Source organism: Gracilibacillus boraciitolerans JCM 21714 (assembly GCF_000521485.1).
Classification (GTDB): domain Bacteria; phylum Bacillota; class Bacilli; order Bacillales; family Amphibacillaceae; genus Gracilibacillus; species Gracilibacillus boraciitolerans.
Genome location: NZ_BAVS01000001.1, coordinates 515,152 through 530,457, shown reverse-complemented (window position 1 = coordinate 530,457; position 15,306 = coordinate 515,152). Strand labels below are relative to the sequence as shown.

Below are 15,306 nucleotides of genomic sequence, written 5' to 3'. Positions count from 1 at the left end.
GACTAGTAATCTAGCAAATTAGGAGGAAATGGCATGTTAGACTTTGATACAAATATGGATCAACTTGCGACGATAAAAGTAATCGGTGTCGGCGGCGGTGGAAGTAATGCTGTCAACCGTATGATAGAGCATGGTGTACAAGGCGTGGAATTTATTGCTGTAAATACAGATGCTCAAGCTTTAAATTTATCTAAAGCAGAAGTGAAAATGCAAATAGGTACGAAATTAACTCGAGGTTTAGGAGCGGGTGCAAACCCGGAGGTAGGTAGAAAAGCTGCAGAAGAAAGTAAAGAACAAATTGAGGAAATATTAAAGGGAGCAGACATGGTATTTGTCACTGCCGGTATGGGTGGAGGTACTGGAACAGGTGCTGCTCCGGTAATCGCGCAAGTAGCAAAGGAAGTAGGAGCATTAACAGTAGGTGTTGTTACACGTCCATTCACTTTTGAGGGGGGGAGAAAGAGAGCCACTCAGGCAGTGTCAGGGATCGATGGTTTAAAGGGTAGTGTAGATACGTTAATTGTTATTCCAAATGATCGCTTATTAGAAATTATTGATAAAAATACTCCAATGTTAGAAGCATTCCGTGAAGCTGACAACGTATTGCGTCAAGGTGTGCAAGGTATTTCTGATTTAATCGCGACACCTGGTTTAATAAATGTTGACTTTGCTGATGTAAAAACAATTATGGCCGATAAAGGTTCTGCACTTATGGGAATTGGTGTCGCTACTGGAGAAAGTCGTGCAACTGAAGCAGCTAAAAAAGCCATTTCTTCGCCACTGTTAGAAACATCGATAGATGGTGCGCATGGCGTGTTAATGAACATTACAGGTGGCACCAACTTAAGTCTGTATGAAGTACAGGAAGCAGCTGATATTGTAACGTCTGCAGCAGATCAAGAAGTAAATGTTATTTTTGGTTCTGTTATTAATGAAGATTTAAAAGATGAGATAGTAGTGACAGTAATTGCCACAGGTTTTGATGAAACACAAATTAAAAATGGTCAAAACAAACCTAAGTCTGTGCTGCAGTCAAATCCTGTAAAAAGGGAAAGACAGCCGGAAAAAGCACAAGAACAACCACAATCTCAAGCCCAAACCCAAACGTCCTCTCCACAACGACCAAAACAGGAAGAGGATACATTAGATATTCCTACATTCTTGCGTAATCGTAATAGAAGAAGATAGTTAAAAAAGTTGCCAATAAAAATTGGCAACTTTTTTTTATGAAACAAGAAACTCCGCACGTGTAAGGAAGACAATATTTACGGACTATCTTCCTTTAGTCTAGCAAGTTAATAAATGTGTAATATCGGGTTCGGTGATTTAATTGTAATGGTGTTATTAATTTGGCGTATTTTTAAAAAAGTTATGGGATAGATTTCAACATTATCTGTAGTTATTTCTTAAAACTAGAGGAATTTTGCATACAAACTCTGACAGACTTCTTTTCCACCTTTCTTTATACTTGTAGACAAGTAAATGTTCTCAAGCGATGCGATGGAGAGGAAGGAACGGGTGGTTATATATGTAGAAGTTATCTGGCTACTTAATTTTATGATAGATTGGATGATCCTATTACTAACTCAATCTGTCACGAAGCATATTTCATCATGGTACCGATTGTTATTGGCGAGTTTTGTTGGATCCCTAATTGTCCCGATATCTTTTATCTTCCCAACATTTCCAATAGATACCTGGTTTCTTAAAATTACTCATTCCTTTGTTATTATTTGGATTGCATTTGGTTTTCATAATGTTGCCATCTATTTAAAAGTACTATTTACTTTTTATTTTATGACTTTTTCAATAGGTGGCGGCTTATTTGCTATTCACTTTTTATTTTCCAGTGAACAATACCTTCAATCATTTAACACTATCAAAGCTGATCATATTCATGGGATTTTTGTCATTATATTTTTCCCCATTATTTTCTTTTTTACAAAGTATCGAATGGACAAGCACAAAATGCAACAATTTTATCAAGAATTCTATTATAAAGTTACTATATTTTGGAAAAATAAAAAAATTGAAACAACTGGATATCTAGATAGCGGTAACCACTTAGTTGATCCATTCACACAGACACCTGTGATAATTGTAGATGAAGTAATACTACAAGATTGGTTAAACGAAGCAGAATTAGCAGAGTTGCAACAATCGTTTCGAAAATTAATGGAAGGTGAAGATCAATCTATAAATTCCTTATTTCGCTTAATTCCATATCAGGGTGTTAACGGCCATCATGATTTTATGATTGCATTTAAGCCTGATTATGTCCAAATAGATTTAAGGGATACACATGTAACTAATAAAAAGGTTTTAGTAGGAATTCAGTTTGGGAATTTAGTCGCTGATAATAGCTATCATTGTTTATTACACCCGAAGTTATTCCAACAAACAGGATGAGATTATACTGAATAAGGAGTGGAAGGTATGCTAATCGTACAACAAAAACATAAAATGATTTTTTATAAAATCCTCAAGAAAATGGGCTTTAAAGTAGACGAAATATATTATATAGGAGGAAGCGAAGCACTACCACCACCACTTTCAAAAGAAGAAGAATTCGAATTAATTAATCGATTGCCTAATGGTGATAAAGCAGCAAGAGCAATGTTAATTGAAAGAAATTTAAGACTTGTAGTGTATATTGCAAGAAAGTTTGAGAATACAGGTATTAATATTGAAGACTTAATTAGTATTGGAACAATTGGTTTGATTAAAGCAATTAATACATTTAATCCCGAAAAAAAAATCAAGCTTGCCACTTATGCCTCCAGATGTATTGAAAATGAAATTCTTATGTACTTACGTAAAAATAATAAATTAAAAACGGAAGTTTCCTTTGATGAACCCTTAAATGTAGATTGGGATGGCAACGAATTATTATTATCTGATGTGTTAGGAACAGATGAAGACGTAACATTTAAAGGATTAGAGCAAAGCATAGATAAATCTTTATTACGAAAAGCATTAGAGCAATTAAATGGGAGAGAACAGCAAATAATGGAATTAAGATTTGGTCTTACAAATAATGAAGAAATGACGCAAAAAGATGTAGCAGATCTGTTAGGAATTTCTCAATCTTATATTTCCAGATTAGAAAAAAAAATCATTAAAAGATTACAAAAGGAATTTGATAAAATGGTCTAAATATCTAATGGTAAATGATGGTACATGCATAAAATACTCCTGATTGGTGATACTGATTTTTGAGAAGGATCTCCAATTGGGAGGATACAAAAATGACAAGACACAAGGTCGAAATTTGTGGAGTAGACACAGCAACATTACCTGTTTTAAAGAATGAAGAAATGAGAATATTATTTAGAGAAATGCAGAATGGGGGGGATTCATATGCAAGGGAAAAGTTAGTGAATGGAAATTTAAGATTAGTACTTAGTGTTATTCAAAGATTTCATAATCGTGGAGAGTATGGCGATGATTTATTCCAGGTTGGTTGTATCGGCTTATTGAAATCCATCGATAACTTTGACTTAGGTCAAAATGTAAAATTCTCTACTTATGCAGTTCCAATGATTATTGGTGAGATAAGAAGATACCTTCGTGATAATAATCCGATTAGAGTATCAAGATCGTTACGTGATATTGCTTACAAGGCATTACACACCAGGGAAAAGCTGTTAAATAAAACATCTAAAGATCCTTCTCCAATGGAAATCGCAAAAGAACTTGAAGTTCCAGTGACTGACGTTATATTTGCACTGGATGCCATACAAGATCCGGTATCATTATTTGAACCTATTTTTAACGACGGTGGCGATCCAATCTATGTGATGGATCAGGTAAGTGATGAGAGTGTGAAGGATAATGACTGGTTAAATCACTTATCGATTAAAGAGGGTATGCATCGCTTAAATAAGCGAGAAAAACTAATATTAAATAAAAGATTTTTTCAAGGTAAGACACAGATGGAAGTGGCAGAAGAGATTGGTATTTCGCAAGCACAGGTTTCCAGACTCGAAAAAGCAGCGATAAAAGAAATGAACAAAGAAATGTTTGAATAAGTAAAAAAGCGATGATTTTTCATCGCTTTTTTACTCGTTTATCAGCTTTTTCACTTCTGCTATTGGCTTCGGTGTCTTCTGCATCAGCTAATTCAGATGAGAATTCAACATCAATGCCATCCGTTTTGTCATACTTTGGAGTTTGTGCTAAGAAATTTTTACCTGTTTTCTTTTTATGTTCATCTGTACCCATATGGATCCTCCTTTTTCAAAATTAAATCTGCAAAAACATTATTAGTGTGGTTAAAATGTAAAATAACATATCAATTTTTCTGTTTTTATAAGTATATACTTGTGACAGTACATATATTGTAAAAAAGGGAGGCTATATCATATGATTACATTATCATCATTACAAACGAAAGACATTGTTTATATTGAAGATGGGACGAAAATAGGGAATTTAACAGATATAGAAATTAATGTTGATATCGGAAGAATAACTAATTTGGTTGTTGCTACCAAATCAAAAGTATTTGGAATGTTTGGTGAAACCAGGGAGATCGTGATTCCATGGGCACAAGTAATGAAAATTGGTCATGACGTTATATTAGTAAAGAAAAATGGTGCATTCCCAACCGTTCAGATTAATCAAAAAGAAGATAATAGCACAATATTCCAACAGTAATAGTATTGTAATTGTTATGATATGCTAAAATATGATAAAATGATCTAAAATAGGAGGGGAAGTATGACAGAACCCTTTATCACCAAACATCAGGATTCTATTCTGTGGATCGATCGTTGGCTTGAAGCCAATGTTGTTGCAGGTTTTACTACTAGAGAGAATGGCGTTAGTCTGTTCCCATATGAAAGTAATAATTTAGGTTTTCATGTAGAAGATAATCCTGATCATGTTTTGCAAAATCGTAAAAGAATGGCAAATCGGATTAATATTTCTTTAGACAATTGGGTTATAGCTGATCAGGTTCATAATAATCATGTTCAATTCATCGACGAATATTATAGAGGCAGAGGTGCTTTCTCGAGAGAAGATGCTATAAAAAATACGGACGGTCTAATCACGACAAGTAAAAAAATAGTGTGCACCGCGTTATTTGCAGATTGTGTTCCTATTTATTTTTTGGACCGAGTTAAAGGAATTATTGCTATTTCTCACGCGGGTTGGAGAGGTACGGTTGCAAATATTGTGAAACAGACAATAAAAAAATTTGAAGAATTATCTTCAAATCTAGATGATATTGAAGTAGTGATTGGGCCAAGTATTTGTAAAAGCTGTTATCAAGTGAATGATCACGTTTTGCAGTATGTTCCATCTAAGTATAGAAGTTGCTATGAAGGATTTAATGGTGAATACCACTTAGATTTGAAAAAATTAAATCAGCTTCTTTTACTGGACGAAGGAATTCCAGCCAGCAATATACATATTTCAAATTATTGCACATCACATCATCCTATGTTTTTTTCACATCGAAAAGAACAACATCCGACGGGAAGAATGATGGGGGGGTTTATAGCTATTATTTAATGATAAAGAAAGGAGTTTATCATGTCAGTTGCAAACAATCTAGTTACTATCAAGCAAAATATTGAACAGGCATGTCAAAAGGTTCATCGAAGTTCAGATGAAGTAACGATTATTGGAGTTACAAAATATGTTACAATAGAAAAAGCAGAAGAAGCTGTAAAACAAGGAATTTATCATTTGGGAGAAAACCGAACAGAAGGTTTACTGGACAAGCATAAAGTAATAGGGGATGCTGCAACCTGGCATTTCATTGGCTCGTTACAATCCAGAAAAGTAAAGGAAATTATTGATAAAGTAGATTATATTCATTCGATTGATCGAAAATCAATCGTAAAGGAAATAAATAAACGAGCAAGTAAACCTCTTGATTGCTTTGTGCAAGTTAATGTCAGTGGAGAAGAGTCTAAACATGGCATTGCTTTAGAGGAAGCAGAAACTTTTATCAATATGATTAAAGATTACCCAAATATTAAAGTTATTGGCTTAATGACTATGGCTCCATTTGTCGAAGATGAAAGATTAGTGCGAAATGTATTTCGAACATTAAGAGAACTAAGAGATCAAATACAAAAGAAAGAATGGGATCAGGCTCCATGCAGGTATTTATCGATGGGAATGAGTAATGATTATCAATTAGCAATTGAAGAAGGTGCTACTCATATTCGAATTGGTACTAGTTTAGTGGGTCCATACGAGGAATAGAGGTGAAAATATGAGTATGAAAGGAAAATTTCGCAACTTTTTCGGTATTGACGAAGAGGAATACGAAATTATAGAAGAGGAAGTTGAACAGCAATATACACCTCCTACACGTAGTGGAAAAAGAGATGATAAAGGAAATGTAGTTAGTTTATCTTCTGTCCAAAAGAATACTAAAATGGTATTATGTGAGCCTAGATCTTATAATGAAGTTCAGGACATAGCAGATCATCTTGTTAATAGGAGATCAGTGGTTATCAACCTTCAACGTGCCGATACACTGCAAGCAAGACAAATTATTGATTTTATGAGTGGGACCGTTTATGCCCTTTCTGGTCAAATCAAAAAGTTAGGATCACAAACATTTTTATGTACACCAGAAAATATTGAAATCTCAGGTAATATCACAGAAATTATGGAAGAAGCAGATCCCGAGCAAAGGTGGTAAAATAGACAATGAGTTTGATACACCAAATTTTGGCATATGCAATGACGTTGTATTCATATGCAATTATAATTTATATTTTAATGTCATGGTTTCCAGGTGCAAGGGAATCATCGTTTGGTCGAATGCTAGGTTCGATTGTGGAACCTTACTTAGAACCATTTCGTAAGATTATCCCACCTATTGGAGGCATGATAGATATTTCTCCAATTGTAGCCATTATTGTGTTGCAAATGGCAATGAGAGGTTTAGATTTTTTATTTAGATTAATTTAGGTGATGACATGGAATTATATCAACATTTCAGAAAAGAAGAATATCCTTTTATAGATCAAGTATTGTCTTGGCGTGATCATGTACATACTCGTTATGAACAAAAGGTGATTGATTTTTTACATCCCCCCCGAGAACAAAGAATTTTTCAAACAATTATTGGTAATGATGAAGAATTACAATTAAAATTCTGTGGTGGATGGGAAAAGGCAGAAAGAAAAAGAGCAATTCTAGCTCCGTTCTATGAAAAAATAGATGCAGAGAGTTTTGAATTAGAGTTACTACAGGCAACTTTTCCACAGAAATTTCTATCCATTGAACATCCTGATGTTTTAGGTGCTTTTCTCTCAGCAGGAGTTAAAAGAAAGAAAATTGGTGATATTGTTATCCAGGAAGATACCATTCAAATTCTTGTAGCTAAAGATATTACAACCTATTTAGTTACAAATGTAACAGCTATTAAAAATGCCCGAATAAACTTTGAAAGTATCCCCCCTTAACAAAAAGATTGGTTTCACAAGATACATGGCAAGAGAAAACTACCACTTGTGCTTCTTTAAGACTGGATGTGCTGATTAAAGAAATATATCAAGTGTCTAGGCAACAAGCACTTCAGTTAATAAAGAAAGGGTTTGTTAAGGTGAATTTTCAAACGATTGATCAACCTGCATTTTTATTAGAAGAAGAGGATCTCCTTTCTATTAGGGGGAAAAGGGCGTTCACGAATAACTGAATTACAAGGTCGGACAAAAAAAGATAAAATTAGGATCACTTTTGAAAAATTATTATAACTTTTTGTAAGATTGTTTAGTGATTTGTCAAAAAAGTATGATACTATTATCTATAAAGCAGAAAGACATCTATTAGGAGGTGGCCAATGTGCCTTTAACACCGCTCGACATCCATAACAAAGAATTTGCAAGAGGTTTTCGAGGTTATGATGAAGATGATGTAAATGAATTTTTGGATCAAGTGATCAAAGATTATGAAATAGTAATTCGCGAGAATAAAGAGTTAAAAGACAAAGTAGAACAATTGAATGAACGGGTAAGCCATTTCTCTAATATCGAATCAACTCTTAACAAATCAATATTAGTAGCACAGGAAACAGCAGAAGAAGTAAAAGCAAATGCTAAAAAGGAATCTAAATTAATTATAAAAGAAGCAGAAAAAAATGCGGATCGTATTATTAATGAGGCATTACATAAATCTCGTTCTATTGCTTTAGAAGTAGAAGAACTGAAAAAACAAGCCAAAGTTTTCCGTATCAGATTAAAAATGCTGGTGGAAGCTCAACTAGATTTAGTTGAGAACGATGATTGGGACGGCTTATTCGACATGGACATGGAAAATGAGGAAGATAAAGAAGTAAGAAGAAATAGAGAAGAATCTAATCAATATTAATTAATCCTTGACGAATATGGAATTATTACATATAATTCATACTACAAACTTTTCATTGATGGATCAGATCAACAAATGCGCGGATTGGGACAGTATATTAAGGAATACTAAAATAGCGAATTAGGGATGGTGGGAGCCTAGTATAGCACCTTAATAGAAAATCACCCATGAGTAGTTACACTGAAGCGAGTAAGTGTAAACGAGTCATTCACGTTACGAATATCAGAGTGGATAGTTAATTTTATAGCTATCTATAAGGGTGGTACCGCGAGTCCTTCTCGTCCTTTCAGGGATGTGAAGGACTTTTTATGTGATCAAATTTAAAATGTTCAAAAAAATAAGGAGGAATTACGATGGAATATAAACAAACACTGAATATGCCTAAAACAGAGTTTCCTATGCGTGGTAATTTGCCAAATAAGGAACCACAATTACAACAAGAATGGTACGAAGAGCGATTATATGAAAAAGTACAACAGCGTACAGAAGGTAGACCATTATTTATACTGCATGATGGCCCACCATATGCGAATGGTGATATTCATATGGGACACGCACTCAATAAAGTATTAAAAGACTTTATTGTGAAGTATAAATCAATGGCAGGATACCACTCACCATATGTACCTGGATGGGATACACATGGATTGCCAATTGAACAGGCACTGGCAAAGAAAAAGGTAAATCGCAAAAAAATGACGGTTGCTGAATTTAGACGAAAATGTGCTGAATATGCTTTAAAGCAAATTGATAATCAGCGAACACAGTTTAAACAATTAGGAGTTCGTGGAGACTGGGATAATCCATATATTACGTTAAACAAAGCATATGAAGCAGCACAAATTAAAGTATTTGGTGAAATGGCAAAAAAAGGATATATCTATAAAGGATTAAAACCTGTATATTGGTCTCCATCATCAGAGTCTGCTCTAGCGGAAGCAGAAATTGAATATCAGGATAAACGATCTGCTTCTATATATGTAGCTTTTGATGTCAAGGACGGAAAAAACTTATTAGATGGTGATGAAAAGTTTGTAATCTGGACTACTACACCATGGACAATTCCAGCTAACTTAGCGATTGCTCTTCATCCGGAATTAGAGTACGCAGTTGTTGGAGCAGATAATCAAAAGTATGTAGTAGCAAGTGAATTAGTGAATCACTTAAAGGAATTATTTGAATGGAATGAATCAAAAATTCTAAAAACATTTAAAGGTCAGGAAGCCGAGCATTTAGTAGCAAAACATCCATTCTATGAACGTGACTCACTAATTATTTTAGGTGACCATGTTACAACCGAAAGTGGAACAGGACTTGTTCATACTGCACCAGGACATGGGGGGGAAGATGACTTTATCATTGGAAAAAATTATGATTTAGATGTGTTATGTCCTGTAGATGAAAAAGGCTATTTCACAGAGGAGGCACCAGGGTTTGAAGGCTTATTTTATGATGAAGCGAACAAACTGGTTACCGAGAAATTAGAAGCAGCAGCAGCTTTACTTAAGTTAGACTTTATTACGCACTCCTATCCTCATGACTGGCGCACAAAAAAACCAACCATTTTCCGAGCGACCAACCAATGGTTTGCTTCGATTAAGGATTTCCGAGAGGATATTTTAACTGAAATTAAACGAGTTAACTGGGTACCTAATTGGGGTGAAACAAGATTATATAATATGGTACGTGATCGCGAAGATTGGTGCATTTCAAGACAACGGACATGGGGGGGTGTGCCGATCCCCGTCTTTTATGGAGAGGATCGAACACCAATCATAAATAATGAAACCATATCACATGTTGCTGAATTATTTGAAGAACATGGTTCAAATATTTGGTTTGAATGGGATACTAAAGACTTATTACCTGAAGGTTTTTCATCTGAGCATAGTCCAAATGGTGAATTCACAAAAGAAACAGATATTATGGATGTATGGTTTGACTCGGGAAGTTCCCATGAAGGTGTATTAGAAGCAAGAGACGAATTGCAACGTCCAGCAGATGTATATTTAGAAGGTTCTGATCAATATCGTGGTTGGTTTAATTCTTCAATATCGACTGCGGTTGCAGTAACAGGGAAATCACCATATGAAACAGTGATTAGTCATGGATTTGTCTTAGATGGTCAAGGTCGAAAAATGAGTAAATCAGTTGGGAACGTTGTAGTACCTGCAAAAATAATGAAACAATATGGTGCAGATATCTTACGGTTATGGGTAGCATCTGTGGACTATCATGCAGATGTAAGAATTTCAGATGAAATAGTTAAGCAAGCTGCCGAAGGATATCGTAAAATTCGAAACACGTTTCGCTTTATATTAGGAAATCTTGATGACTTCTCAGTCGAAAATCGCGTCAGTGATGAAAACTTAGAGGAAATCGATCAATATATGTTATTCCGTTTGCAACAAGTAATTGATAAATCTCGACAAGCATATGATGCCTATGATTTCTCTGCGGTTTATCAAACCATTCACAATTTCTGTACGATTGATTTAAGTTCATTCTATTTAGATTTTGCTAAAGATATTCTGTATATCGAGGCAAAAGACAATCACAGGAGAAGAAGTATTCAAACGGTTTATTACGAAACCATTACTTCATTGGTTCAACTGTTAACGCCAATCTTAACTCATACGATGGAAGAAGTTTGGAGTTACATTCCTAATGTACAGGAAGAACATGTGCAACTTTCTGATATGCCCGAAAGCAGAGTAATAAAAGGGCAAGACACACTTGTTACGAAATGGTCTCAGTTTATGGATATTCGCCATGATATTTTAAAGGCACTTGAAGAAGCACGTGCTGAAAAAATAATTGGTAAGTCCTTAGAAGCGGCAGTTACGATTAAGGCAAATAATGAGAATGTGGCAAAATTGCTTAAAGAAATCCCGCATCTTCATCAATTATTAATTGTGTCTGATGTTCAGTTAACCGATAACTTAGAAGCTGAAAAAGAGTATGACCACGTTTCAGTTAAGATTGCTAAGCATCAAGGGGATACTTGTGAACGCTGCTGGGTCATTTCAGAAACCGTTGGAGATGATCAAGCACATCCAACACTATGTACACGCTGTGCAACAGTAGTTAAGGAAAACTATACAGACATGACAGAATAAATCTTTGAACAAAAGGCCATGTTCCTTGAAAAGAAGGAACATGGCCTTCCTTATAAATTTATATAAATAAAAGAGTTTCAATTGCCTATAGACTTCATCTTATTCATTTTTAATTTGGATTTATAATGGTATAATGTGAAAGTGAGATATTGCATAGGAATAGAAAATTTCGGAGGTACATTATGTGGCATGTATATGGATTAGCTTTAGCAGTGATCATTATAGATCAGATAACTAAATGGTTAATCGTAACCAATATGGAAATAGGCGAAAGAGTTACAGTAATTGAATCCTTTTTTTATTTAACATCACATCGAAATTCAGGTGCGGCATGGGGAATTCTTCAAGGACAAATGACCTTCTTTTATATCATAACCCTCATTGTAGTAGGATTTATTATCTTTTACATTCAGAAATTTGCAAAGGAAAATGCATTATTAGGCACTGCCTTAGCATTTGTATTAGGTGGAGCAATCGGAAATTTTATAGATCGATTATTCAGAAAAGAAGTCGTGGATTTCTTTGATGTTTATATTGGTACATATGATTATCCTATATTTAATATTGCGGATTCGGCATTAGTTGTTGGTGTAATCATTATTTTTATCTATACGTTCATCGAAGAAAGGAACAAGAAAAAGGAGCAGGCGAAATGAATCAATCACCATATATTGTTCAGGAAACGGAACAAGGTAATAGAATAGACAAATTATTAACAACCATCACGGAATATTCAAGATCTCAAATGAAAACATGGTTTGATAAAAATTTAGTACAAGTTAATGGAACTGCTGTGAAACCTAATTATAAATGTCAAAATGAAGATCGTATCGAATGGGAAGTGCCAGTAGTCGAAGCACTAGACATAGTAGCAAAGAATATCCCTATCGATATTGTATATGAAGACAAAGATATCCTTGTAGTTAACAAAGAAAGTGGTATGGTTGTCCATCCTTCTGCAGGGCATTATGATGATACATTAGTAAACGCCTTGTTGTACCACTGTGATGATTTGTCCGGAATTAATGGAGTGAAACGGCCAGGAATTGTTCATCGGATTGATAAGGATACGAGTGGGTTACTGGTAGTAGCAAAAAATGATTTAGCACACGAGGGTTAGCTGAACAATTAAAACAGAAAAAGATGAAAAGAGCATACAAAGCAATTGTTCATGGCGATATTCCTCATGATTATGGAACAATTGATGCTCCAATTGGCCGTAGTGAAAAAGACAGACAGCTAATGGGCGTAACTGAAAAAGGAAAAGATGCCGTAACAAATTTCGAAGTCATAGAACGTCTCCATGGCAAATTCACATATGTGAAATGTATATTAGAAACGGGAAGAACACATCAAATTCGTGTACATATGAAATATATCGGTTATCCAATTGTTGGTGATCCTAAATATGGGCAACGTAAAAGTATTGATGTACAAGGCCAGGCACTTCATGCCTACCATTTGCAATTAGAGCATCCTGTTACAAAAGAAACATTAGAATTTGAAGCACCATTACCAGCAAAATTTGAAAAAGTATTAGAAAACATTCGCAAAAGTTATTGACTTCAGTCTCTGTTTTTGTCATAATTAATTCAATATCATAAAGACCTTTAATAACAGTCCCGTGAGGCTGGAAAGGAACTCGGATCAATTACTATAAGTATATCCAAATCCTTATTCTCCCACGGAGTCTAAGGATTTTTTTATCGGTCTTAAAAAACGACACTTCTTTTTAATCAATATAGAAATATAGCTAAAGAATCGAGGTTTTTATCTTGAATAAAAAAGCAAATGTATTAGATGCTTCTGCTATGAGAAGAGCATTAACGAGAATAGCCCATGAAATTTTGGAGCGTAACAAAGGGGGGGTAGACGGATTAATGCTTGTTGGGATCAAAACAAGAGGTGTTCCGATTGCCAGACGACTTCAGGAAAGAATTAAAGATATTGAAGGGGGGGTAACAGTCCCAATTGGGGAAATTGATATTACATTGTATCGTGATGATCTATCACATGTAGACGAACAACTGGAGCCACAATTAAATGATACAAATCTAAAGGAACAGGTAACAGGTAAAAATGTGATCCTAGTTGATGATGTTTTATATACCGGAAGAACGGTACGGGCAGCAATGGATGCGATTATGGACCAAGGAAGACCTTCACAAATACAACTTGCAGTATTAGTTGACAGAGGGCATCGTGAACTGCCAATTAGAGCAGATTTTATTGGCAAGAATATTCCGACGTCACAAAATGAGATTATCACTGTCGGGTTAACGGAAACGGATCAGGAAGATAGTGTCAGTATTTTTGAGAAAGAATAGAAGACCTTTAATCAAGTACAGAGATGCTTGCAAGGTTGCAATAAAAGGATATGTGTATAGGATTGAAACTACACATCTACCTCTTTGCGACCAGCAAAGAGGTTTTTATATAGAGATGAAAAAGGGGGGGAGAACGAAGATGTCAGATAAAAATATGGTGTTAGGTTTAAGTGATGTTCCAAAATTATCACAATGGCTGATATTCAGTATTCAACATTTATTTGCTATGTTTGGGGGGGCGACGATTTTAGTTCCATTCTTAACAGGCTCTCGCCAGCGGTTGCGTTAGTATCAAGTGGTTTAGGAACATTAGCATACTTGCTCATAACAAAAGGTCAAATACCAGCCTACTTAGGTTCCAGTTTTGCTTTTATCGCTCCAATTATTAGCGCGATGGCTATTGGCGGAGCTGGCGGAGTAATGATTGGTAGTTTCTTAGCAGGATTGGTATATGGAGTGTTATCGCTTCTCATAGGAACGTTTGGTACAGGATGGATCATTAAAGTGTTACCACCTGTTGTTGTTGGTCCAATTATTATTGTCATCGGTCTGGGCTTAGCGCCAACAGCAATTGATATGGCAATGAATGTAGATGGGGGGGAATATAGTGCTATCCACTTCAGTTCGGCAATTGTCACCTTATTGATCACTGTTATCGGATCTTTATTGTTTAGAGGATTTTTTGGCCTAATTCCAATTCTAATTGGAATTATGGGAGGATATATTTATTCACTGATTGTAACGGTTAGTTCAGGTGAAAAAATAATAGATACAAGTGGCATCCAGGCTGTATGGCATAACATTATCAATAGCAGCTCGATTGGAGAAGTTATTCAATCCATCTTTTTAGTGCCTGAATTTGTCATCCCGTTTGTAAATTATAATCCTGCTGAGGTATTTAGCTGGAGCATTATTTGGATGATGGTGCCAGTGGCTGTCGTAACAGTGCAGAACATATTGGAGACCAGATGGTGTTATCAAAAATTGCAGGTAAAAATTTCCTTAGGAAGCCAGGGTTACATCGCTCTATTTTAGGAGATGGGGTTGCCACGATGATAGCTTCATTACTTGGTGGTCCTCCGAATACAACATATGGAGAAAATATTGGTGTATTAGCTATTACAAGAGTCTTCAGCGTCTTCGTTATCGGTGGTGCAGCCGTTTTAGCAATCCTATTTGGATTTATTGGAATCATTACAGAGTTAATTGCCTCGATACCGACGTCGGTAATGGGTGGTGTATCGATACTCTTATTCGGGATTATCGCATCTAGTGGCTTAAGAATGCTGATTGATAACCAAATAGATTTAGGAATAAAACGAAACCTGGTCATTTCCTCTGTAATTTTAGTCATTGGCATCGGTGGTGCCTACATTAATATTCCTTTAGGTGATGTAGATATAACTATCGCAGGTATGGCACTTTCAGCAATAATCGGCCTTATTTTAAATCTTGTCTTACCTGATAAAGAATCTGGTTATGGTAATGGACAAATGTTTGCAGAGTCAGATGATCAATAA

At 35.2% G+C, this 15,306-nt stretch carries 16 protein-coding genes, 2 pseudogenes and 1 other annotated feature; of the genes and pseudogenes, 17 read left to right on the top strand and 1 reads right to left on the bottom strand.

Annotated features, from left to right (window positions below):
• The first annotated feature begins 33 nt into the window (after positions 1–33).
• From ftsZ to sigG, 4 genes are all read left to right on the top strand, one after another.
• The gene (gene ftsZ / locus JCM21714_RS02690; protein WP_035721598.1) at positions 34–1,188 is read left to right on the top strand and encodes a cell division protein FtsZ; all 1,155 of its coding nucleotides are present in this window, start codon (positions 34–36) and stop codon (positions 1,186–1,188) included.
• 294 nt (positions 1,189–1,482) lie between these two features.
• On the top strand, positions 1,483–2,409 hold the full coding sequence (gene spoIIGA, locus JCM21714_RS02685; RefSeq protein ID WP_235182551.1) for a sigma-E processing peptidase SpoIIGA: 927 nt from the start codon (positions 1,483–1,485) through the stop codon (positions 2,407–2,409).
• 27 nt (positions 2,410–2,436) lie between these two features.
• Positions 2,437–3,156, top strand: coding sequence for an RNA polymerase sporulation sigma factor SigE (gene sigE / locus JCM21714_RS02680; RefSeq protein WP_148294949.1), 720 nt, complete (start codon positions 2,437–2,439; stop codon positions 3,154–3,156).
• A gap of 92 nt (positions 3,157–3,248) precedes the next feature.
• On the top strand, positions 3,249–4,031 hold the full coding sequence (gene sigG, locus JCM21714_RS02675; protein ID WP_035721592.1) for an RNA polymerase sporulation sigma factor SigG: 783 nt from the start codon (positions 3,249–3,251) through the stop codon (positions 4,029–4,031).
• Between the two features lie 19 nt (positions 4,032–4,050).
• Here the strand turns inward: sigG and JCM21714_RS19015 are convergent, their stop codons facing one another.
• Positions 4,051–4,224 carry a YfhD family protein gene (locus JCM21714_RS19015; RefSeq protein WP_084040544.1) on the bottom strand — a complete coding sequence of 58 codons (174 nt, stop codon included), beginning with the start codon at positions 4,222–4,224 and terminating at the stop codon, positions 4,051–4,053.
• A 141-nt stretch (positions 4,225–4,365) separates the two neighbouring features.
• Between JCM21714_RS19015 and JCM21714_RS02670 the strand changes: the two genes are divergently transcribed.
• The 13 genes and pseudogenes from JCM21714_RS02670 to JCM21714_RS02615 all read left to right on the top strand — a co-directional run bounded on the left by JCM21714_RS02670 (position 4,366) and on the right by JCM21714_RS02615 (position 15,306).
• Positions 4,366–4,659 (top strand): YlmC/YmxH family sporulation protein, encoded by a 294-nt coding sequence (locus JCM21714_RS02670; RefSeq protein WP_035721589.1) that lies wholly within the window; start codon positions 4,366–4,368, stop codon positions 4,657–4,659.
• A gap of 63 nt (positions 4,660–4,722) precedes the next feature.
• Complete coding sequence (gene pgeF / locus JCM21714_RS02665; protein ID WP_035721586.1) at positions 4,723–5,520, top strand: peptidoglycan editing factor PgeF; 798 nt, start codon at positions 4,723–4,725, stop codon at positions 5,518–5,520.
• Positions 5,521–5,541: 21 nt separating this feature from the next.
• Complete coding sequence (locus JCM21714_RS02660; protein WP_200868427.1) at positions 5,542–6,222, top strand: YggS family pyridoxal phosphate-dependent enzyme; 681 nt, start codon at positions 5,542–5,544, stop codon at positions 6,220–6,222.
• Between the two features lie 10 nt (positions 6,223–6,232).
• Complete coding sequence (locus JCM21714_RS02655; protein ID WP_035721582.1) at positions 6,233–6,667, top strand: cell division protein SepF; 435 nt, start codon at positions 6,233–6,235, stop codon at positions 6,665–6,667.
• Between the two features lie 8 nt (positions 6,668–6,675).
• Positions 6,676–6,939 (top strand): YggT family protein, encoded by a 264-nt coding sequence (locus JCM21714_RS02650; RefSeq protein ID WP_035721580.1) that lies wholly within the window; start codon positions 6,676–6,678, stop codon positions 6,937–6,939.
• Positions 6,940–6,947: 8 nt separating this feature from the next.
• On the top strand, positions 6,948–7,436 hold the full coding sequence (locus JCM21714_RS23515) for a YlmH/Sll1252 family protein (protein WP_369403397.1): 489 nt from the start codon (positions 6,948–6,950) through the stop codon (positions 7,434–7,436).
• 8 nt (positions 7,437–7,444) lie between these two features.
• Positions 7,445–7,669, top strand: a complete 225-nt coding sequence (locus JCM21714_RS23510; protein ID WP_369403396.1) for a S4 domain-containing protein — start codon at positions 7,445–7,447, stop codon at positions 7,667–7,669.
• 146 nt (positions 7,670–7,815) lie between these two features.
• Positions 7,816–8,340 carry a DivIVA domain-containing protein gene (locus tag JCM21714_RS02640; protein WP_035721578.1) on the top strand — a complete coding sequence of 175 codons (525 nt, stop codon included), beginning with the start codon at positions 7,816–7,818 and terminating at the stop codon, positions 8,338–8,340.
• A gap of 71 nt (positions 8,341–8,411) precedes the next feature.
• Positions 8,412–8,629, top strand: a binding site (T-box leader).
• A 64-nt stretch (positions 8,630–8,693) separates the two neighbouring features.
• A complete protein-coding gene (gene ileS, locus JCM21714_RS02635) occupies positions 8,694–11,459 on the top strand; it encodes an isoleucine--tRNA ligase (protein ID WP_035721576.1) in 2,766 nt (921 codons plus the stop codon).
• A 182-nt stretch (positions 11,460–11,641) separates the two neighbouring features.
• Positions 11,642–12,115, top strand: a complete 474-nt coding sequence (gene lspA / locus JCM21714_RS02630; RefSeq protein WP_035721574.1) for a signal peptidase II — start codon at positions 11,642–11,644, stop codon at positions 12,113–12,115.
• A pseudogene (locus JCM21714_RS02625) lies at positions 12,112–13,022 on the top strand (RluA family pseudouridine synthase). Before lspA ends, JCM21714_RS02625 begins: the two are co-directional and overlap by 4 nt.
• 212 nt (positions 13,023–13,234) lie before the next feature.
• Positions 13,235–13,786, top strand: coding sequence for a bifunctional pyr operon transcriptional regulator/uracil phosphoribosyltransferase PyrR (gene pyrR, locus JCM21714_RS02620; protein WP_035721572.1), 552 nt, complete (start codon positions 13,235–13,237; stop codon positions 13,784–13,786).
• A gap of 139 nt (positions 13,787–13,925) precedes the next feature.
• A pseudogene (locus JCM21714_RS02615) lies at positions 13,926–15,306 on the top strand (solute carrier family 23 protein).

Excerpts from the sequence above, each read along its gene's own strand:
- ftsZ (WP_035721598.1), top strand. The coding sequence starts at position 34 with ATGTTAGACTTTGATACAAATATGGATCAACTTGCGACGATAAAAGTA.
- spoIIGA (WP_235182551.1), top strand. The coding sequence starts at position 1,483 with ATGTTCTCAAGCGATGCGATGGAGAGGAAGGAACGGGTGGTTATATAT.
- sigE (WP_148294949.1), top strand. The coding sequence starts at position 2,437 with ATGCTAATCGTACAACAAAAACATAAAATGATTTTTTATAAAATCCTC.
- sigG (WP_035721592.1), top strand. The coding sequence starts at position 3,249 with ATGACAAGACACAAGGTCGAAATTTGTGGAGTAGACACAGCAACATTA.
- JCM21714_RS19015 (WP_084040544.1), bottom strand. The coding sequence starts at position 4,224 with ATGGGTACAGATGAACATAAAAAGAAAACAGGTAAAAATTTCTTAGCA.
- JCM21714_RS02670 (WP_035721589.1), top strand. The coding sequence starts at position 4,366 with ATGATTACATTATCATCATTACAAACGAAAGACATTGTTTATATTGAA.
- pgeF (WP_035721586.1), top strand. The coding sequence starts at position 4,723 with ATGACAGAACCCTTTATCACCAAACATCAGGATTCTATTCTGTGGATC.
- JCM21714_RS02660 (WP_200868427.1), top strand. The coding sequence starts at position 5,542 with ATGTCAGTTGCAAACAATCTAGTTACTATCAAGCAAAATATTGAACAG.
- JCM21714_RS02655 (WP_035721582.1), top strand. The coding sequence starts at position 6,233 with ATGAGTATGAAAGGAAAATTTCGCAACTTTTTCGGTATTGACGAAGAG.
- JCM21714_RS02650 (WP_035721580.1), top strand. The coding sequence starts at position 6,676 with ATGAGTTTGATACACCAAATTTTGGCATATGCAATGACGTTGTATTCA.
- JCM21714_RS23515 (WP_369403397.1), top strand. The coding sequence starts at position 6,948 with ATGGAATTATATCAACATTTCAGAAAAGAAGAATATCCTTTTATAGAT.
- ileS (WP_035721576.1), top strand. The coding sequence starts at position 8,694 with ATGGAATATAAACAAACACTGAATATGCCTAAAACAGAGTTTCCTATG.
- lspA (WP_035721574.1), top strand. The coding sequence starts at position 11,642 with ATGTGGCATGTATATGGATTAGCTTTAGCAGTGATCATTATAGATCAG.